This is a genomic window from Pseudonocardia sp. NPDC049635, from assembly GCF_040659795.1.
Lineage (GTDB): Bacteria > Actinomycetota > Actinomycetes > Mycobacteriales > Pseudonocardiaceae > Pseudonocardia.
In genome coordinates, this window is record NZ_JBFAON010000014.1 from 55,447 (window position 1) to 77,566 (window position 22,120).

Here is a 22,120-nt window from a genome sequence, read left to right on the forward strand (position 1 = left end):
GGTGGTCCCGCGCGCGGCGGCGGGCCGGCGGGGGCGTTAGGGGTTGAGGTTAGGGGTGGGTTCCGACATAGCGTCCGCAGTTGTCGATCACCGTGTCGGCGGGCCGCGAATCCTGTTCCGTCCGGTCCGGGCCGAGCGTACGGACAATCGTCGGGGGAGTCGTGTCAGAAACGGGTCATGGAAACGGTGCGGGACCGATCGCCGTGGTCGGGATGGCGTGCCGGCTGCCGGGCGCCGCCGACCCGGCGGAGTTCTGGCGGTTGCTGTGCGACGGCGTCGACGCGCTGTCGGGACCGCCGCCCGGCCGCCGCCCCGCCGGGCCGGCGCTCCGCGCGGGCTACCTCGATGCCGTGGAGCGGTTCGACGCCGCCTTCTTCGGGATGTCCCCCCGGGCTGCGGCAGCCACCGACCCGCAGCAGCGGCTCGCCCTGGAGCTGGGCTGGGAGGCGTTCGAGGACGCCGGGATCGTCCCGGGGGCGGTCGCCGGGCGGCGCGTCGGGGTGTGGTTCGGGGCGATGGCCGACGGCTACGCCGCACTGCTCAGCAGAGACGGTGCCGCGCCCGACCGGCACACCTTACCGGGACTGCACCGCACCATGATCGCCGGCAGGCTGTCACACGCGCTCGGGCTGCACGGTCCCAGCATGGTCGTCGACACCGGGCAGTCGTCCTCGCTGACCGCGGTGCACGCGGCCTGCGCGGCGCTACGGGGCGGGGAGGCCGGGCTCGCACTGGCGGGCGGCGTGCACCTCAACCTGGACCCGGCCGGGGACGAGGCGACGTCGGCGTTCGGCGCACTGTCCCCGCACGGGCGGTGCGCGACCCTGGACGCCGACGCCGACGGCTACGCCCGCGGCGAGGGCGGCGGTGCGGTGCTGCTGCGCCCGCTGGCCGACGCCGTGGCGGCGGGCGACCGGGTGTACTGCGTGATCACTGCGGGCGCGGTCAACAACGACGGCGGCGGGCCGGCTCCGACCGTGCCCAGCGTCGAGGGCCAGCGTGAGGTGGTGCGGGTCGCGCACCGGCGCGCGGGCGGTGACCCGCACCGGGTGCAGTACGTCGAGCTGCACGGCACCGGCACCGCGGTCGGTGACCCCGTCGAGGCCGCTGCGCTCGCCGCCGAGCTCGGCGCCGGACGCCCGGCAGGAGAGCCGCTCGTCGTCGGGTCGGTGAAGACCAACATCGGGCACCTGGAGGGCGCCGCCGGCATCGCCGGGCTGCTGAAACTGGCGCTGGCCGTGCACCACCGCTCGCTGCCGCCGTCGCTGCATCACCGCACCCCGCACCCGGTGCTGCGCGGCAGCGGGTTGCGGGTGGGCACCGAACGGTCCGGATGGCCGCGGCCGGACGAGGGACTGCGCGGGGCGGTCAGCTCCGTCGGGATGGGCGGCAGCAACTGCCACCTGGTCGTCGACGAGGCTCCGCCGGTTCCCGCCACCGCCGAGCCGACCGGGGGCCCGCGGACCGACGGGCCGCACCTGGTGGCGGTGTCCGGTGCGACCGCAGCCGGGTTGCGTGTGCAGGCCGCCCGGCTCGCCGAGCATCTCGAGGGAGGCGCGGAAGACGGGCTCGCCGACCTGGCCCGCTCCGCCGCCACCACCCGCACCGCCCTGAGGCACCGGGCCGCCGTGGTCGCGCAGGACCGGGCCGAGCTGACCGCGGGGCTGCGCGCGCTGGCGGCGGGTGAGCCCGCCGAGCACGTCGTCACCGGGCGGGCCACGGACGGGACGACCGCGTTCGTGTTCAGCGGGCAAGGCTCGCAGCGACCCGGCATGGGGACCGGTCTGGCCGCCGCGGACCCGGTGTTCGACCGCCACCTGGACACCGTCTGCGCAGCGCTGGACGAGCACCTGCCCCGGCCGCTGCGCCCGGTGTTGGGCACCGGCGGCGACGGCGCGCTCGACCGGACCCGCTGGACGCAACCCGCCTTGTTCGCACACGGCGTGGCACTGGCCAGGACCCTGCTCGACCGCGGTGTGGCCGTCGACCACCTGCTCGGGCACTCGGTCGGCGAGATCGCCGCCGCTCAGCTGGCCGGCGTGCTGTCCCTGCGCGACGCCTGCGTGCTGGTCACCGCACGCGGCCGGCTGATGGACGAGCTTCCCGCAGGCGGCGCGATGCTGGCCGTGGCCGTGCCCGAGGCGGAGCTCGCCGACCGGCTCGTCGGCCGCCGGGACGTCGCCGTCGCCGCGGTCAACGGGCCGGCCGCCTGCGTCGTCTCCGGCACCGCCGCGGCGGTCGACGAGATCGCCGGGTGGGCCGCGGCGGGCGGGTTGCGGCACCGCAGACTGCCGGTCAGTCACGCCTTCCACTCCCCGCTGATGGACCCCGCGCTCGACCGGTTCGCCGAGGTCGTCGCCGGGCTCGATCTGCAGGTCCCGAACCGCGGATTGGTCTCGGCGGTCACCGGTGCGCCGGTGGGGGCCGAGATCACCGATCCGGGGTACTGGGTGCGCCACGCCCGCGACGCCGTCCGGTTCGCCGACGCCGTCACCGCGGTGGAGGAGCTGGGTACCACCCGCTGGTGCGAGGTCGGGCCCACCGCCGGGCTCACCGCTGCGGTCCGGGACTGCCTCACCGGCTCCGGCCCGGCCGTGGTCGTCGCCGCGCAGCGGCACGACCGGCCCGAGCCCCGGACGTTGCTCACCGCGGTCGGCGCACTGCACGCGCACGGCGCTCAGCTCGACCCCGCCGCGCTGTTCGACGGCCGCGGCGGGCGCCGGGTGCCGCTGCCGGGTTACGCCTTCCAGCGGTCCCGGTACTGGCTGCCGGAGCCCGTCGACACCGCACCGGGCGTCGCCGGCCCGGCGGTCACCGACACCGCCGGGGAGAACGCACCGGACGGGGACCGGACGGAGGACACCCCGGCCATGGCCCGGCTGCGCGCGGGGACCGGCGCCGCGCACCGCATCCGGATCGCGCTGGAGCTCGTGCGCGGTACTGCCGCGAGCGTCCTCGGCCATCCGGCGGCCACCGACGTCGACCCGGACCTCACCTTCGGCGAGCTCGGTGTCGACTCGCTCGGTGCCGTCGAGCTGCGGGACCGGCTCGGCGCCGCGCTCGGGGTGCCGCTGCCCGCGTCCCTGCTGTTCGACCACCCCCGGCCCGGGACCCTCGCCGAGCACCTCGCCGCACGCCACGGCGGCGGGCGCGCCCCCACCGCCGTCACCCCGGGCGGCGCGGTGGACCCGGCCACGGACGACGACCCGGTGGTGATCGTCGGGATGGGCTGCCGGTTCCCCGGCGGTGTCGAGACCCCGCAGCAGCTGTGGGCCGTCGTCGCCGGGCGGCGCGACGTCACCGGGGACTTCCCGGCCGACCGGGGCTGGGACCTCGGCACGCTGTTCGACGACGACCCGGACACCCCGGGCACCAGCTACGCCCGCCGCGGTGGCTTCCTGACCGGCGTCGCCCGGTTCGACGCCCCCTTCTTCGGGATCTCCGCCCGCGAGGCGAGGGCGATGGACCCGCAGCAGCGGCTGGTGCTGGAGACCACCTGGGAGGCCTTGGAACGCGCCGGGATACCGCCGCACAGCTGGGACGGCGAGCGGGTCGGGGTCTACCTCGGCGCGACCGCGGGCGAGTACGGGCCGCGGCCCGACGCCGGGGACGACCGCACCCAGGGCTACGTGCTGACCGGAACCACCCCCAGCGTGGTGTCCGGCCGGGTCGCCTACACCCTCGGGCTGCGCGGACCGGCGCTCACAGTGGACACTGCATGCTCGTCGTCGCTGGTGGCGATCGACCTTGCCGCCCGCGCGGTGCGCTCCGGCGAGGTCACCGCGGCCGTTGCGGGCGGTGTCGCCGTGCTGTCCGGGCCCGGCATGTTCGTCGAGATGAGCCGCCAGCGTGGGCTCTCCGCGGACGGCCGCTGCCGGGCCTTCTCCGCAGACGCCGACGGCACCGGCTGGGCCGAGGGCGCGGGTGTCGTCGTCCTGGAGCGGCTGTCGGTGGCCCGGGCCTGCGGGCACCCGGTCCTGGCGGTGCTGCGCGGCTCGGCGGTGAACTCCGACGGAGCCTCCAACGGGCTCACCGCACCCAGCGGTCTCGCCCAGCAGGCCGTGCTGCGCGCGGCGCTCGACGCGTCCGGGATCGGCCCCGACGGCGTCGACGCGGTCGAGGCGCACGGCACCGGCACCCGGCTCGGCGACCCGATCGAGGCCCAGGCGCTGGTCGAGGTCTACGGCACCGGCCGAACCGGAGCCCCGCTCGGGCTGGGCTCGCTCAAGTCCAACATCGGGCACACCCAGGCCGCGGCCGGCGTCGCCGGGTTGATCAAGATGGTGCTGGCGCTGCAGCACCGCGTGCTGCCCGCCACCCTGCACGCCGAGCGGCCCAGCGAGCTCGTCGAGTGGAACGGGGTGCGGCTGCTCACCACAGCCACGGACTGGCCGGACCCCGGCCGTCCGCGCCGCGCCGGGGTGTCCTCGTTCGGGATCTCGGGCACCAACGCCCACCTCGTCGTCGAGGAGGCCCCGGCGGCCTCACCGTCCGCCACGCCCGCCCCTGCCGGGCCACTGGCCTGGCGGGTGTCCGCCCGCGACCCGCAGGCGCTGGCCGACAGCGCCCGCCGTCTCGCCGACGCCGTCGACGCCGACCCGGCCGGGCTCACCGCCACAGCCGTCGCCGCGGGCACCGCGTACGGCCGCACCTGGTTCCCCCACCGAGCCGTCGTACTCGGCCACGACCGGGACGCGCTCCTGGGCGGTCTGCGCGGGCTCGCCGACGGCCGCCCCGACCCGGCCACCGTGCTGCGCGGCACCGGCCCGGCGCGGGCCGGGGTGGTGTTCGTCTTTCCCGGCCAGGGCGCCCAGTGGGCGCCGATGGGCCGTGCGCTGTACCGGGAGAGCCCGGTGTTCGCGGCCGAGCTGGACCGGTGCGCCGCCGCCATGGCCCCCTACCTCGACGAGGACCTCGTCGAGGTGCTCACCGGCGACGACGACGGCTGGCTGGAGCGGGTGGAGACCGTCCAACCCGCCCTGTTCGCGATGATGGTGGCGCTGGCCGCCACCTGGCGGGCCTGCGGCGTCGAGCCCGCCGCCGTGATCGGGCACTCCCAGGGGGAGATCGCCGCCGCCCATGTCGCCGGTGCACTGTCCCTGCCGGACGCCGCCCGGGTGGTCGCGCTGCGGGCCCGCGCCGTCCGCCGGATCGCGGGCGACGGAGCAATGCTGTCGGTCGGGCTCGGCCGTGACGAGATCACCCCCTGGCTGGACACCGAGCCGGGCCTCGCGCTGGCCGCGCACAACGGGGCCCGATCGGTCGTCGTCTCCGGTTCCGCGGACGCCGTCGGACGGTTGCAGGCCGCACTGGACGGGGACGGCGTCCGGGTCCGGCGGGTCCCGGTCGACTACGCCTCGCACTCCGCTCACATCGAGTCGATCGCCGACCGGATCCTCGACGACCTCGCCCCGATCACACCCCGGCCACCGGTCGTCCCGATGTACTCGACCGTGCACGCCGCCGAACTCGGCCCGGAGACACCGCTCGACGCCGCGTACTGGGTGGCGAACCTGCGCCGCACCGTGGAGCTGCACGCGACCGTCGAGGTTGCGCTGGGCGACGGGCACGACCTGCTCCTCGAGGTCGGCCCGCACCCGGTGCTGCTGCCGGTCGTCTCCGAGACCGTGGACGCCGTTGCCGGGGACGCCGTGGCGACGCTGCCGACCCTGCACCGCGACGACAGCGACCTCGCCGCTTTCGCCCGCGCCTGGGCCCGGACCCAGGTGGCGGGCGCACCGCCGGCCCCGGTCCACGACCATCCGTTCAGCCCGCGGGCTCCGCATCCGCCCACCCTGCCCACCTACCCGTTCGCAGGGGAGGAGTACTGGATCACCCCGTCCGCGACCGCCCGCCCGACCGGGCCCGCGCTGCACCGGTTGGACTGGGTGCCGGGTCCCGCCCCGCGGCCGCTCACCGGGCGGTGGGCCCGCGCGGGCGAGCCGTGCGGACACGACCGGACCGACCCGCCGGACCTGCTGGTCCACACCGTGCGGCCGGGCGGGGACACCCCGGTCCCGGACGCCGTGCGAGCGGCGACGGCCACGGCACTGCAGGTGCTGCAGCGGCTGCTGGCGGACCCGGCCGCCGGCGACACCCGGCTGCTCGTGCTGACCAGCGGCGCGGTCGCGGCCACCGACGGTGAGGCCCCCGACCCGGCGGGCGCCGCCGTCTGGGGGCTGCTGCGCTCGGCCCGGTCCGAGCACCCCGGCCGCATCCTGCTCGTCGACACCGACCCGGCCGTCGGCCCACAGCTCCCGGACCGGCTGCCCGACGACGAACCGGAGGTCGCGCTGCGCGGGGACCGGGCACTGGTTCCCCGGCTCGCCACCGTCGCCCCCACCGTCCCGGCGCCCCCGGACCTCACCGGAGGGACGGTGCTGGTCACCGGGGCCACCGGGACCCTCGGCGGCCTGGTCGCCGAGCACCTGGTCGCCCGGCACGGTGTCCGGCACCTGTTGTTGCTCGGGCGCCGCGGCCCGGACGCCGCCGGAGCCACCGAGCTGGTCGCCCGGCTGGAGCGGGCTGGTGCCCGGGCCACCCTGCTGGCCTGCGACGTCGCCGACCGTGTCGCGCTCACCGCGGCGCTGCGCACCGTCCCCGGCGACCGCCCGCTCACCGGCGTCGTGCACACCGCGGGTGTGCTGGACGACGGCGTGGTCACCGCGCTCACCCCGCAACGGCTCGACACCGCGCTGCGCCCCAAGGTGGACGCGGCGGTGCTGCTCGACGAGCTGGCCGGTGACGTCACGGCATTCATCGTGTTCTCCTCGATGGTCGCGACGCTCGGCAACCCCGGGCAGGCCGCCTACGCCGCCGCCAACGCGGCCCTGGACGCACTGGTCGCGGCCCGCCGCGCGGCGGGCCGGCCGGGCATCGCCCTCGCCTGGGGGTTTTGGGACGAGCGCACCGGGATGAGCGAGCACCTCGCCGACCGCGACCTCGCCCGGATGGCCCGCGACGGGCTGCTGCCGCTGCCCACCGGCCCCGCCCTCGACCTCCTCGACACCGCCACCGGCGGCCCGTACGCGCACGTGCTGCCGCTGCACCTGGACCGGGCGGCTACCACCCACCGGCCGGCAACGGAACTCGCACCACCGCTGCGCGGCGGCCCGGCCGACCGGACCCCGGTACCCGGCACCGACGACGACCCACCGGTCTCGGACTGGTCCGGGCTCGCCGCCGAGGACCGCGCCGCGGCCTCCCTCGACCTGGTCCGCGGGCTGGCCGCGGAGATCCTCGGCCTGACCACCGCCGACCTCGCCCCGGAGCGGTCGTTCCGGGACGCGGGCTGTGACTCGCTCACCGCCGTCGAGCTGCGCAACCGGCTCGCCGCGGCCACCGGGCACCGGCTCCCGACCACCGCCGTGTTCGACCACCCGACACCGCGGGCGCTCGCCGACGAGCTGTGCCGGGTCGTCGCCGGCGCCGGCCCGGCGGTCCCGTCCGCCAGGGCCGTGGCGTCCCCGGCCGCCCCCGCCGAGGAGGACCCGGTGGTCGTCGTCGGCACCGCGTGCAGGCTGCCCGGCGGGGTCCGTTCCCCCGAGGACCTGTGGGAGATGCTGCTGGCGGGCCGGGACGGCGTCGTCGACCTGCCCTCCGACCGCGGCTGGCCCGCGGACCTCTACGACCCCGACGGCGACCGGGCGGGCACCACCTACGTGAGGCGCGGCGGATTCCTGGCCGACGCCGCCGACTTCGACGCCGAGTTCTTCGGCATCGCCCCGCGCGAGGCGCTGGCCATGGACCCCCAGCAGCGGATCCTGGTGGAGACGGTGTGGGAGGCCCTGGAACGGACCGGGATCGCACCCGGCTCGGTGCGCGGCCGGCGCTACGGCATCTACGTGGGTGCCAACGGTGAGGACTACACCGCAGGCCGCGACGGCTCCACCGAGCTCGAGGGCTACCTGCTCACCGGCACCGCCGCCAGCGTCACCTCCGGGCGGGTCGCCTACCTGCTCGGCACCGAGGGCCCCGCGGTCACCGTCGACACGGCCTGCTCGTCGTCACTGGTAGCACTGCACCTGGCCGCACAGGCACTGCGGGCAGGGGAGTGCACCGTCGCCCTCGCGGGCGGGGTCACGGTGATGTCCAGTCCCCGGCTGATGATCGAGTTCAGCCGGCAGCGCGGGCTCGCCCCGGACGGGCTGATCAAACCGTTCTCGGCCGACGCGGACGGCACGGCGTGGGGCGAGGGCGCCGCCGTCCTGGTGCTGGAGCACCTGTCGAGGGCCCGCGCACACGGGCACCGTGTCCTCGGTGTCGTCCGCGGCTCCGCGGTCAACTCCGACGGTGCCTCCAACGGGCTCACCGCACCCAGCGGACCGTCCCAGCAGCGGGTCGTCACCGAGGCGCTGGCCCGCGCGGGGGTGGCCGCCGCCGAGGTCGACGTGCTGGAGGCGCACGGCACCGGCACCCGGCTCGGCGACCCGATCGAGGCGGGCGCGGTCCTCGCCACCTACGGCCGCGACCGCGATCCCCGCCACCCGCTGCGGATGGGGTCGGTCAAGGCCAACACCGGCCACACCCAGGCCGCGGCCGGCGCCACCGGTGTGATCAAGCTGCTGCTCGCGATGCAGCACGGTCACCTGCCGGCGACCCCGCGCACCGGGGAGCCCACCGGGCACGTCGACTGGAGCGGTGGGGCCGTCGAACTCGTCCCCACCGGCGTCGACTGGCCCGAACGCGACGGCACCCGGCTCGGCGCGGTGTCCGCGTTCGGCATCGGCGGGACCAACGCCCACGTGGTGCTGGAACAGGCACCACCCGCACCACGGTCGTCACCCCCGGTGCCACCCGCACCGCCGGTGCCGGCGTGGCCGCTGTCCGGCCGCTCACCCGAGGACCTCCGGGACCAGGCTGCGCGGCTCGCCCGGCACCCGGCCGTCGCCGGCACCGACCCCGCCGACCCGGCGCGGCTGGGGCACGCCCTGCGCACCACCCGCACACACGGCACGCACCGCGCCGTCGTGCTCGGCCGGACCCGGGACGAGCTGCGGGCCGGGCTGGCCGGGCTCGCCCGTGACGGCGCCGCCGGTTCCGTCGTCACCGGGTCCACCGGTGACGGCCGCACCGCGTTCCTGTTCACCGGGCAGGGCGCCCAACGGGCCGGGATGGGCGACGCCCTCGCCGCGGCCTGCCCGGAGTTCGCCGAAGCGCACCGCGAGGTCCGCGCCGCGCTCGACGCACACCTGCCGCGCCCGCTCGCCGACGTCGTCACCGACGGCACCGACCTGCACCGCACCCGCTGGACCCAGCCCGCCCTGTTCGCACTCGAGGTCGCCCTGTTCCGGGTGCTCGACGCCTGGGGGGTCCGCCCGGACCGGGTCGCCGGTCACTCGATCGGCGAGATCGCCGCCGCCCACTGCGCCGGCGGCCTCACACTCGACGACGCGGCCGCCCTGATCACCGGACGGGGCAGGCTGATGGACGAGCTCCCCGCCGGTGGCGCCATGCTCTCGCTGCGGGCCGGTGAGGACACCACCCGCGAGCTGCTCGCCGGCCTGACGGGTGTGCTGGACGTCGCCGCCGTCAACGGCCCGGACGCGACCGTGGTCGCCGGCGAGCGCGCCGCCTGTGACGCGCTGCGCGCCGTCTGCGCGGACGCCGGGATCCGCACCCGTGACCTGCAGGTCAGCCACGCGTTCCACTCCCGGCTGATGGACCCGGTGCTGGACGCCTTCGCCGGGGTCGCGAACGCGCTCACACCGGGCCCGCTCCGGATCGGCCTGGTGTCCACCCGAACCGGCGGGCGCATCGACGCCGCCGCGCTCGCCGACCCGGCGCACTGGGTGGCCCACGCCCGCGACACCGTCCGGTTCCGCGACGCCGTCACCGCTCTGGAGGCCGACGGTGTCACGCGCTTCGTCGAGATCGGACCGGACGCCGTGCTCACCGCGGCCGTCGGGGACTGCCTCTCCGGGACCGCCGCGCTGCGGGTCCCGACGCTGCGCCGCGACCGCGACGAGCCCCGCACGCTCAGCTCCGCGGTCGCCGCACTCTGGGCGCACGGTCACGAGCCGGTCGGCGACGCCGCCCGCCCCGCGGGCGTCGCCGACCTGCCCACCACCGGGTTCCGTCCGCGCCGCTACTGGTACGACCCCGCCCCGGCCCCCGGTACGACGGCCGGCGAGGCGACGGGCACCGGCCCGGCCGATGACGCCCGGTTCTGGGAGCTCGTCGGTGACGGCGACCACCGGGGGCTCGCGGACCACACCGGACTCGACGCCGGCCGCCCCCTCGCCGCGCTGCTGCCCGACCTGGCGCGCTGGCGCGACCGGCGGACCCGCCGGGCCGCCGCCGGACGCCGGACGTACCGCCTGGACTGGCGGACGGTGCGACCCGCAGGCGGCCGTGGCCCGGACGGGCTGTGGGTCGTGCTCGGCCCGTCCGCCGACCCGGCCACCGGCCTCGCGGTGCAGCGGGCGCTGTCCGCCGCCGGCACCCGGGTGGTCACCTGCGACGAGCAACCCGGCCCGGACGACGACCCGGCACGGATCGCCGACGCCGTGGCCGCCGCAGCCGGCAGCCCGGTCACCGATGTGCTGTGCCTGCTCGGGCTCGACGAGACCCCGGATCCGGGTCGCCCCGGGCTCACCCGCGGCCTCGCCGGCACCGTGCTCGCCGCGCGGGCGCTCGCCGGCGCCGTCCGCGGCCCGGCCGCGGGAGCCCGGCTGTGGGTCGTCACCCGCGGCGGCGTGGGCGTGGCCGGGGAGGGCGCCCGCCCGCACCAGGCTGCGCTGTGGGGGCTGGCCCGCACGCTGTCGCTGGAGATCCCCTCCCACTGGGGCGGGATCGTCGACCTGCCGGCGGGAGAGCCCGCGACGCCCGCCCCGGCCGGACTGGTCCCGGCCCTCGCCGACCGGGCCGCCGGTGGCGCCGAGGACCAGGTCGCGCTGCGCGGGGAGACCGTGCACGTGCCGCGGCTGGTCCGCCCCGCGCCGGACGGCGACGGTCCGGGATGGACGCCGCGCGGCACCGTGCTCGTCACCGGGGGGACCGGGGCGCTCGGCGGGCACGTCGCCCGCTGGGCCGCCGGCGCCGGGGCAGAGCACGTGGTGCTGGCCGGGCGGCGCGGCCCGGACGCGCCGGGTGCCCGGGAACTCGTCGCCGACATCGAGCGGGCCGGTGCCCGCGCCACCGTCGTCGCCTGCGACACCGCCGACGCCGCGGCCGTCACCGCGCTCCTGGAGCGGATCGACGACGACGGCGACGCGCTCACCGCCGTGGTGCACGCCGCGGGCACCGGCGGGTTCGGTGACCTCGCCGGGACCGACGCGGCCGCGCTCGCCCGCGTGCTCGCCGGCAAGGTCGGCGGCGCGCTCGCACTCGACGCCGCCTGCGCCGACCGGGACCTCGATGCGTTCGTGCTGTTCTCCTCGGTCGCCGCGACCTGGGGCAGCGGCGGTCAGGCCGGCTACGCGGCCGCCAACGCGGCCCTGGACGGCCTCGCCACCGCCAGGCGCGTCCGCGGCCAGGCCGCCACCTCCGTCGCCTGGGGCCCCTGGGCCGACTCCGGCATGATCACCGGGCTCGGGGTGGCCGAGCACCTTCACCGCCGGGGGCTGCGCCCGATGGACCCGGCCCTCGCCCTCGACGCGCTCGCGGCCGTCGTCGGCGGACCGGACCCGGTCCCCGTCGTCGCCGACGTCGACTGGCCGCGCTTCGTCGTCGGCTACACCGCTGCCGGTCGGCGGCCGTTGCTCGACGCGCTGCCCGAGGCCGCGGAACGAGCCGCGCAGGACCCGCCGGTGCCCGCAGCGGCGGCCGCCGCCGAACCGGTGCTCGCAGAGCGGCTGGCGACCCTGCCCGCGGCGGAGCAGCGCTCGCTCGTCCTCGACCTGGTGCGCGCCGAGTCGGCAGCGGTCCTCGGGCACGCCTGCGCCGCCGACGTCGACCCCGACCGCGGATTCGCCGACCTCGGGTTCGACTCCCTGATGGCCGTCGAGCTGCGCGACCGCATCGCGGCCGTCACCGGCGTCGCGCTGGGTGCGGCGGCCGTGTTCGACCACCCCGACCCGGCGCTGCTGACCACCGCACTGCTCGAAGAGCTGGTGGGGGACCCGGCCGACGGGCCCGCCCTGCCTGTGTTCGCCGAGCTCGACCGGGTCGAGTCCGCGCTGCCCGAGCTGGTCGCCGACACGGCGCTGGCTGCCGCGCTGGCCGACCGGATGCGGCAGCTCGCCGCCGCCCTGAGCGACCCCGGACCCGCGCCGGAGGGCAACGGGCGCCACGGTGCTCCCGGTGGTGCCGACACCGGCTCCCGGCTGAGCACCGCCTCGGCCGACGAGCTCTTCCAGATGATCGACGAGTGGGGGAGCGCATGACCACGACAGAACAGGACCGGTTGCTGGAGTACCTGCGCCGGGTGACCGCCGACCTGCACCGGACCCGGACCCGGCTGGCCGAGGTGGAGCGGGCGGCGCACGAACCGATCGCCGTGGTCGGGATGGGCTGCCGATTCCCCGGCGGGGTCCGCTCACCGCAGGACCTGTGGGACCTGGTGATCGCCGAGCGCGACGCCGTCGGACCGTTCCCCACCGACCGCGGCTGGGACCTGGCCGCGCTGTCCGCCGACACCACCGTCCCCGGCCGAGGCGCGTTCCTCGACGACGCCGCGGAGTTCGACGCCGGCTTCTTCGGGGTCACCCCGCGCGAGGCCCGGGCGATGGACCCCCAGCAGCGGTTGCTGCTGGAGGTGGCGTGGGAGACCGTCGAGCACGCCGGCATCGACCCCCGCACGCTGCGCGGCACCGCCACCGGGGTGTTCGTCGGCGGCACGTCGTTCCAGTACGGCGGCGACCTCCTGGACGCCCCCGAGGAGCTCGGCGGGCACCTGCTCACCGGCACCGTCACCAGCGTGCTGTCCGGGCGGATCAGCTACCTGCTCGGCACCGAGGGCCCGTCGATGAGCTTCGACACCGCCTGCTCCTCGTCGCTGGTGGCGATGCACCTGGCCGCGCAGGCGCTTCGCCGCGGGGACTGCACGGCCGCGCTCGCCGGCGGGGTCGCGGTCATGTCCACCCCCGGCGTGTTCGCCGAGTTCGCCAAACAGGGCGGGCTCGCCCCCGACGGGCGCTGCAAGTCCTTCGCCGACGCCGCCGACGGCACCGGCTGGGGCGAGGGCGCCGGTCTCGTCCTGCTCGAACCGCTGTCCGCGGCCCGCGAGCGCGGCCACCGGGTGCTGGCCGTCCTGCGCGGGTCGGCGTGGAACTGCGACGGTGCCTCGCACGGCATGACCGCGCCCAACGGACCCGCCCAGCAGCGCGTCGTGCGCGCCGCGCTGGCCGACGCGGGCCTGACACCCGCCGACGTCGACGCGGTCGAGGCGCACGGCACCGGCACCCGTCTCGGCGACCCGATCGAGGCCGGCGCGCTGCTGGCCACCTACGGCCGCGACCGCGACCCGGCCCGGCCGCTCCACCTCGGTTCGGTGAAGTCCAACATCGGTCACACCCAGGCCGCCGCCGGCGCCGGCAGCGTGATCAAGACGGTGCTCGCGCTGCAGCACGGCCGGCTCGCCCGCACCCTGCACGTCGACGCACCCTCCACCGGTGTGCCGTGGTCGACCGGCGCCGTCGAGCTGCTGTTGCAGGCCCGCGACTGGCCGGACACCGGACGGCCCCGCCGTGCCGGGGTCTCCGCCTTCGGGATCAGCGGTACCAACGCCCACCTCGTCCTGGAGCAGGCCGAGCCGGAGGCCGAGCCGGCAGGCGACGCGCCCCCGCAGCCGCGGGCGTGGCCGCTCGCGGGTCGTGGCCCGGCCGCTCGCGGCGCCCAGGCTGCCGCGCTGGCCAGGGCCTGGGACGCCGGGACCGTGGGCACCGACCCGCACGACATCGCGGCCGCGCTCGCGAACCGCACCGCCTTCGAGGACCGGGCGGTGGTGCTCGGCACCCGGCCGGACGAGCTGCGGTCCGGCCTCGACCGGGTCGCCGACCCCGGCCCTGCGACCCTCGCCGGGCTGCCGGCCCACGACGACCCGAACGGCCCCGCGGTCGTGCTGGGTACCGCCGCGCGCCCGGCCCGGCCGGTGTTCGTGTTCCCCGGGCAGGGCTCGCAGTGGACCGGAATGGCGGTGGAGCTCATGGCCGCCGTCCCCGCCTTCCGGGAGCGCATGGACGCCTGCCTCGATGCGCTCGGCGCACACACCGACCTCGACCTGCGGGCCGCGCTGCACGGTACGGGACCGGCCGCCGACCGGGTAGACGTCGTGCAGCCGCTGCTGTTCGCGGTGATGGTCGCGCTGGCCGGGACCTGGCGCGCGCACGGCGTCGAGCCCACCGGCGTGATCGGCCACTCGCAGGGCGAGATCGCCGCCGCGCATGTCGCCGGGGCGCTGACCCTCGACGACGCCGCCCGGGTGTGCGCGGTCCGCTCGCGGGCACTCACCGCCATCGCCGGCAGCGGCTCGATGCTGACCGTCGCCGCCGCCCCGGGCGCGGCGGCGGACCTCGCCGCGGCCGTGGACGCCGAGGTCTCGGTGGCCGCCGAGAACGGCCCCGGCTCCACGGTGCTCGCCGGGACGGTCGCCGCGCTGACCGCGGTACGCGAGACGTGCGCGGCGCGCGACGTCCGGACCTGGTGGATCGACGTCGACTACGCGTCCCATTCCCCGGCCGTGGAGGTGCTCACCGGCAGGCTCCTCACCGAGCTCGACGGCATCGCGCCCCGCGACACCACCGTGCCGCTGTACTCGACGGTGACGGGGGAGCCGGTCCGTGGCACGACGCTCGGCGCCGGATACTGGGTCCGCAACCTGCGGCAGCCGGTCCGTCTGGCCGACGCCACCCGTGTCGCGCTCGACCGCGGGCACCGGATGTTCGTCGAGACCACCCCGCACCCGGTGCTGGCCACCGCGCTACGGGCGACCGCGGAGGCCGCCGGGACACCCGACGTCACGACCGTGGGCACCCTGCGCCGCGGTGACGGCGGCGTGGCACGGCTGCTGCACTCGTTCGCCGAGGCCTGGGTGGCCGGCGCCGAGGTCGACTGGTCCGCCACCGGCGCCGACCGGGTCCCGCGCCGGGTCGACCTGCCCACCTACCCGTTCCAGCGGGAGCGGTTCTGGTACACCTCGCGGCCCTCGGCCCGCACCGGTGACACCGCGGTCGCGCGCTGGCGCCTGCACTGGCGGTCCCGGCCCGAACCCACCGGACGGCCGTCGGGCACCTGGCTACTCGTCGACGCAGCCGGCCACCGCACGCCGGTGGTGCCGGTCCGCGACGCACTCGTCACCGCGGGCGCGCTGACCCGGACGCTGCTCCTGGACGCCGACGGCGCCCCCACCGACGGCACGACCCTGGAGGCGGCCGTGGCGGCCGCGCTCGAGGGCGCCGACGACGTGCGGGGTGCGGTCGTGCTGCTCGGCACCGCCGACTCCGACCGTCCCGACCGGCCCGGCGTCCCGCACGGCCTCGCCGGGATGCTCCGCTGGGCCGCCGCCCCCCCGCTGCGGACCTGGTGGGTCACCCACGGCGCCGCCGCGACCGGTCACCCGCTCGGCGGGACCGCCGCGGGGGCGCTCGCCGGGGTCGTCGCGGCCGCCGAGGCCGGGGAGCCCGACCTGTTCGGCGGCCATGTCGACCTCCCCGCCGCCGGCACGGAGCCCGGCTCGGGGCCGGCACCGGCCGACCGGCTCGTTGCCCTGCTCACCGACGACACCGGGGAGCGGTGGGCGGTGCGCCCGGACGGCGTCCGGGTGGCCCGGCTCGCGGCCGACGCCACCGGCACCGGTTCCGGCGGCTGGTGGCGCCCGGACGGAACGGTGCTGGTCACCGGGGCGTTCGGCGCGCTCGGCGCACACGCCGCCCGGCTGGCGGCCGAGGCCGGCGCCGGGCGCCTGGTCCTGCTCGGGCGCCGCGGCACAGCGAGCCCGGGCGCTGCGGAGCTGGTCGGCGAGCTGCGCGCCGGCGGCGCGCAGGTCGAGGTGGCGGCCGTCGACGTCACCGACCGTGCGGCGGTCGCCGGGGTCCTGGACGCGATCCCTGCCGACCGGCCGCTGCGCGCGGTCGTCCATGCCGCGGGGGTACCGGACGCTGCGGCGGCGACCGCCGAGGACGTCGTCGCCCCTGCGCTGGGCGGCGCCGCCGTGCTCGACGAGCTGACCCGCGGGCACACAGCCGCCGCGGACCTCGATGCCTTCGTGCTGTTCCCCGCACTGGCCGGGGTGCTCGGCGCTCCCGGGTCGTGGGGGCGGTCGGCGGCGTCGGCCGGGCTGCTCGCGCTGGCCCGCGCCCGCCGCGCGGCGGGCCTGCCCGTCACCGCCGCGATGTGGACGGCCTGGGCACCGGACGCGGCCGATGCCCCCGGCGCCGGCAGCGTCGACCCGGCGACCGCGGCCGTCCTGTCCGCTCGCGGCTGCCCGCCGATCGACCGGGCCGCCGCGACCCGCGAGCTGCGCCGCCTGCTGGCCGCCGACCCCGGTGACGGTGTCGTGGTCGGCGACGTCGACTGGGAGCGCTACACCGCCGGTGGCCCGGTCCCCCCGGTACTGGCCGAGCTCGCCGAGCCGGTCGCGGACCCCGCCCGCCGGGGTCCGGACCTGGCCGCGCGGATCGCCGGCGTCGACCCGGGGACGGCCCGGCGCACCGTGCGCGCCGCCGTCGCCGACCAGGTCGCGACCGCGCTCGGTTTCGGCACGGGGGACGCGCTCCCGGCGGGACGTTCCTTCCGTGACCTCGGGGTCGACTCCCTCACCGCGGTCGCGCTGCGCAATGCCGTCGCGGCGGCCACCGGGCTGGATCTGCCGGTCACCACCGCCTTCGACCACCCCGACGTGGACGCCCTCACCGACCACGTAGTGGGCCGGCTCGCCGGAGCGGGGGCCCGCGACGCCGCGCGGCGTGCGGGGGAGGGCATCGACGGGCTCGCCGACCTGCTCGACGGGCTGGACCTCGACGCCGACGACCGCACCGCGGTGACCGCCCGGCTGCGCGAGCTGCTGCGGGACTGGGAGCACGCGTCCGAGGTCGTGAACGACAGCGACGCCGCCGACGCCACGGGTACGACCGACACCGCCCCCGCCGACCCCCTGCGGGGGGCCACCGACGACGAGATGTTCGCGCTGCTCGACGACGAGCTGGGCCGGACCGCGTGACCCCGCGGCCGCGCCCGGCACACCGCCCGACCGGAGGAGCCAACACCCCATGAGCCAGGACACCGATCACGTCGCCGGCACCGAGGACCGGTTGCGGGACTACCTGCGGCGGGCCACGGTCGATCTGCGGACCACCCGCGCGCGGCTGGAAGAGGTCCGTGAGCGGGCCGGGGAACCGCTCGCGATCGTCGGCATGTCCTGCCGGTTCCCCGGCGGCGTCACCACCCCCGCGCAGCTGTGGGAGGCCGTCGACGCCGGGCGCGACCTGGTCGGCCCGTTCCCGACCGACCGCGGCTGGGACCTCGAGGCCCTGTACGACCCGGACGGCGACACGCCCGGCACCAGCTACGTCCGCGAGGGCGGCTTCCTCGACGACGTCGCCGGCTTCGACGCCGCGTTCTTCGGGATCGCGCCCCGCGAGGCGATCACGATGGACCCGCAGCAACGGTTGCTGCTGGAGACCACGTGGGAGGCGTTCGAGGACGCCGGCATCGACCCCACGGCGCTGCGCGGATCCCGCACCGGGGTGTACCTGGGCGCGACCGACCACGACTACGGCACCGACCTGCGCGTGCTGCCCGACGGCGTCGAGGGCCAGGCGATGATCGGCCGGTCCGGCGCCGTCTCGGCCGGGCGCGTGGCCTACACGCTCGGCCTGCGCGGCCCGGTGTTGACCGTCGACACGATGTGCTCGTCGTCGCTGGTCGCGCTGCACACCGCCACCGGTGCCGTGCGCCGCGACGAGTGCGAGCTCGCCGTGGTCGCCGGCACCACCGTCATGTCCACCCCGCGGGGCTTCGTCGAGTTCAGCCGCCAGCGTGCGCTTTCTCCCGACGGGCGCTGCCGGGCCTTCTCCGCCGACGCGGACGGCACGGGCTGGGCCGAGGGAGTCGGCGTGCTGCTCGTCGAGCGGCTGTCGGTCGCCCGCGAGCGGGGCCACCGGGTGCACGCCGTCGTCCGTGGCACCGCGGTGAACTCCGACGGCGCCAGCAACGGCCTCACCGCCCCGAACGGCGAGGCCCAGCAGGACGTGGTCCGCGCGGCGCTGGCCGACGCACGGCTCGATCCCGGCGATGTCGACGCGGTCGAGGCACACGGCACCGGCACCGTGCTCGGCGACCCCATCGAGGTCGGCGCGCTGTTCGAGGTCTACGGCCGCCACCGGTCCCCGCGCCGACCGCTGTGGCTGGGCTCGCTCAAGTCCAACATGGGCCACGCTGCGAGCGCGGCGGGCGTCGGCGGAGTGATCAAGACGGTGTTGGCACTGCGGCACCGCCGGCTGCCCGCGACGTTGCACGCCGGCACACCCACCGACAAGGTGGACTGGTCGTCGGGCACGGTCCGGCTGCTCGACACGGCCCGCGACTGGCCCGACACCGGGCGGGCGCGGCGGGCCGCGGTGTCGGCGTTCGGCGCCAGCGGCACCAACGCACATGTCGTGCTGGAGCAAGCCCCGGACGACGATCCGGCCCCCGCGCGGGAACCGGTGTTCGCGGCCGGGGCGCCGGTCGCGTTCCCGCTCTCGGCCCGCGACCCGCAGGCGCTGCGCGCCCAGGCCGGCCGGCTCGGCGCCGTCCTGGCTCCGGGGGCGGTGGCCGCACCGGCCGCCGAGGACGTGGCGCACCGGCTCGGCGGGCGGGCCGCGCTGACCCACCGGGCAGTCGTCGTCGCGCCGCCGGAACCCGGTGGCATGGCGAGCCCGGACGCGAATGCCGCCCTGGCCGCGATCGCCTCCGGCGGCACCCGTCCGGGGGCGGTCACCGGAACGCCGCGGCCCGGGGCGGGCGCCCCCGTGTTCGTCTTCCCCGGCCAGGGCGCGCAGTGGGTGGGCATGGCTCGGGAGCTGCTCGACACGTCCCCGGTGTTCGCCGAGCGCATGGCCGAGTGCGCCGCCGCGCTCGCACCGCACCTGGACGCCGACGTCGTCGCGCTCGCCCGCGGCGACGACGCGGCCTGGACCGGGCGGGTCGAGCTCGTCCAGCCCGTGCTGTTCGCGACGACGGTCTCGCTCGCCGCGCTCTGGCGAGCGTGCGGTGTCGTGCCAGCGGTCGTCGTCGGCCACTCGCAGGGCGAGGTCGCTGCCGCCTGCGTCGCCGGCCGGTTGTCGCTCCCGGACGCCGCCCGGGTCGTGGCGCTGCGCAGCCGCGCCCTGCGCGCGGTCTCCGGCCGCGGTGGGATGCTCTCGGTGGGGCTCTCGCGCGCCGAGCTCGACGCGCGACTCACCGACCGGCCGGACCTCACCGTGGCCGCGGAGAACGGCGCCCGTTCCTGCGTCGTCGCCGGTCCGGAGGCGGACCTCGACGCGCTCGCCGCCGAGATCGAGTCGGCAGGCCGCCGTGCCCGCCGGATCCCGGTCGACTACGCCTCGCACTCGCCGCAGATGGAGGAGGTCCGCGCCGTGCTCGCCGAGGCGCTCGCTCCGGTCGGTTCCACCGCGGGCGAGGTCCCGATGCACTCGACGGTCACCGGCCGCCCGGTCGCCGCCGACGAGCTCGACGGTGCCTACTGGTTCGCGAACCTGCGCTCCACCGTGCGGCTCGACGCCGTCGTCACCGAGCTCCTCGCCGCCGGACACGACACGTTCGTCGAGGTCAGCCCGCACCCGGTGCTGCTCCCGGCGATCGAGGAGACCGCCGACGCGACCGGCCGGGAGATCACGGCGGTCGCGACCCTGCGCCGCGACGAGGGCGGCCCCGGACGCGTGCTCGGCGGGCTGGCCGAACTGTGGGTGCACGGCGGCACCGTCGACTGGTGCGCACCGGTCGCCGCCCCGGCCGAGCCCGTCGACCTCCCGCCCTACCCGTTCACCCGCACCCGGTACTGGCTGACCGAGCCCGCCTCCCCGGCCACCGCGACCGGGCACGACGCCACATTCTGGGACCTGGTGACGGCCGGCGACGCCGAGGGTCTGAACCGCCTGCTCACCGGCGGCTCCGCGGCGGTGCACCCGGGAGTGGCCGAGCTGTTGCCGGTGCTCGCGGCCTGGCGGTACGGCGTCACCGGGGGAGACCCCTGGCGCTACCGCGTCGGCTGGGACCCGCTGCCGGCCCCGCCGACAGACGTCGCCGGCGACTGGCTGCTGCTCCTCGACGGCTCGGTCTCCGCGCAGGCCGCCGCGGCCGGTGAGATCGGTTCCGCCCTGGGCGCACACGGTGCGACCGTGACGACCCTCGACCTCGCCGGCGTCGGGCACGACCGGGCGGCGGTCGCCGCGGTCCTGCGCGGGCACCCGGCCCCGGCCCGCGGGTGCGTGTCCGTGCTCGCGGTCGGGCACGGCGACGGCGCCCCGTACGTCGTCCGCGGCGCCGCGGACGTGGCCCCCGGCCCCGGTCGTGCCCCGGCCGGTGACGCGGCCCGGGTACCACCGGCGCTGGCGGTCACGATCGCCACTGTCCAGGCCCTCGGCGACGTCGACTGCGCGGCCCCGTTGTGGGTGGTCACGCGGGGGGCGGCCGAACCGGGTCCCGACCCCGTCGGTGGCGGCCCCGCCGGACCCGACGCGGCGCAGGCCGCGGTCTGGGGACTCGGCCGGTGCGTCGCCCTGGAGCACCCCGACCGCTGGGGCGGCCTCGTCGACCTGCCCCCGGACGTCCCGGGGTCCATGGTGGACCCGGCGCTGCTCGCCGGGGCTCTCTCCGGCACCGGCGGGGAGGACCAGCTCGCCGTCCGCGCCGGGGGACTGCGCGTCCGCCGGCTGCACCGCGCCGCACCCGCCGGGACCGCGCGGGCCGGAGACTTCGCGGAGCGGTGGGGCACGGGACCGGTGCTGGTCACCGGGGGCACCGGGGCCATCGGCCGCCGCATCGCCCGCTGGCTGTCCGACCTCGGCGTGCGCGAGCTCGTACTGACCGGGCGGCGCGGCGCCGACGCCGACGGGATCGGCGACCTCGTCGCAGACCTCGCGGTCGAGGGAACCACCGTCACCGTCGAGGCCTGCGACGCCGCCGACCGCGCGGCACTCACCGCGTTGCGCGACCGCTGCGCCGCCCGGGGCACACCCCTGCGCGCGGCCTTCCACGTCGCCGGCGCCGGCTCCCTCGAGCCGGTGGCGGCCACCGGCCCGGCCACGGTCGCCGCCACCGTGCACGCCAAGATCGCCGGCGCCGAGGCGCTCGACGCGGTCCTCGGCCCGGACGTCGAGCTGGTCCTGTTCTCCTCGATCTCCGCGGTGTGGGGTAGTGCCGACCACGGCGCCTACGCCGCCGGCAACGCCCACCTCGACGCGCTGGCCACCCGCCGCCGGGCCCGCGGCCGGGCCGCGGTCTCGGTCGTCTGGGGCATCTGGGACCCGGCGGAGGACGGCGGGATGGCTGCCAACCTGGTCGAGCAGCAGCTGCGCGACCGGGGCGTGCCGTTCATGTCCCCGGCCCGGTCGCTGGCGACGCTGCACCGGGTGCTGGCGGATCCGGAACCGGTCGAGGTGGTCGCCGACGTCGACTGGGCCCGCTTCGCACCCGTGTTCACCGGGGTCCGCCCCAGCCCGCTGATCGGCACCGTGCCGGAGGCCGCCGCCGCGCTCGCCGCCGACCGTGACGACCGTGACGACGAGGACGGACCGGGTACCGCACTCGCCGAGCGTCTGGCCGGGTTGACCGGTGACGAGCGTGCCCGCCTGGTTCGCGAGGTGGTCCGGGCCGAGGTCGCCGCCGCTCTCGGGTTCGACGACCCGGCCGCGGTCGGGACCGGCCGGCCGTTCCGCGAGCTCGGACTCGACTCCCTGGGCGCGATGGCGCTGCGCCGCGGGTTGACTGCCGCGGCCGGCGTGCGGATCCCGGTCACCGCCGTGTTCGACCACCCGACCGTCGCCGCGTTGGCCGCGCACGTGGCCGACCGGCTCGCCCCGGTGGCCACCGGCCCGGCGGCGGGCGCGACCGGCACGTCCGGCACCGACGACCCGGGCGCCGCCGCGTCCGGCACCGACGACCCGGGCGCCGTCGCGTCCGACATCGACGACCTGGACGTCGAGTCGCTCATGCGGCTCGCCCTCGACGGCCCGGCGTCCTGAGCAAAGCGAGAGGTACC

3 protein-coding genes are annotated in these 22,120 nt (G+C 77.6%); all 3 read left to right on the plus strand.

Going from position 1 to position 22,120, the window contains the following annotated elements; all coding sequences use genetic code 11:
* Positions 1–203: 203 nt before the first annotated feature.
* The 3 genes from AB0J24_RS17875 to AB0J24_RS17885 are packed head-to-tail and all read left to right on the plus strand — an operon-like array spanning position 204 to position 22,103.
* Complete coding sequence (locus AB0J24_RS17875; RefSeq protein WP_358682603.1) at positions 204–12,326, plus strand: type I polyketide synthase; 12,123 nt, start codon at positions 204–206, stop codon at positions 12,324–12,326.
* Positions 12,323–17,098, plus strand: coding sequence for a beta-ketoacyl synthase N-terminal-like domain-containing protein (locus AB0J24_RS17880; protein WP_358682604.1), 4,776 nt, complete (start codon positions 12,323–12,325; stop codon positions 17,096–17,098). Before AB0J24_RS17875 ends, AB0J24_RS17880 begins: the two co-directional genes overlap by 4 nt.
* A 49-nt stretch (positions 17,099–17,147) precedes the next feature.
* Positions 17,148–22,103 carry a type I polyketide synthase gene (locus AB0J24_RS17885; protein WP_358682606.1) on the plus strand — a complete coding sequence of 1,652 codons (4,956 nt, stop codon included), beginning with the start codon at positions 17,148–17,150 and terminating at the stop codon, positions 22,101–22,103.
* The last annotated feature ends 17 nt before the right edge of the window (positions 22,104–22,120 follow it).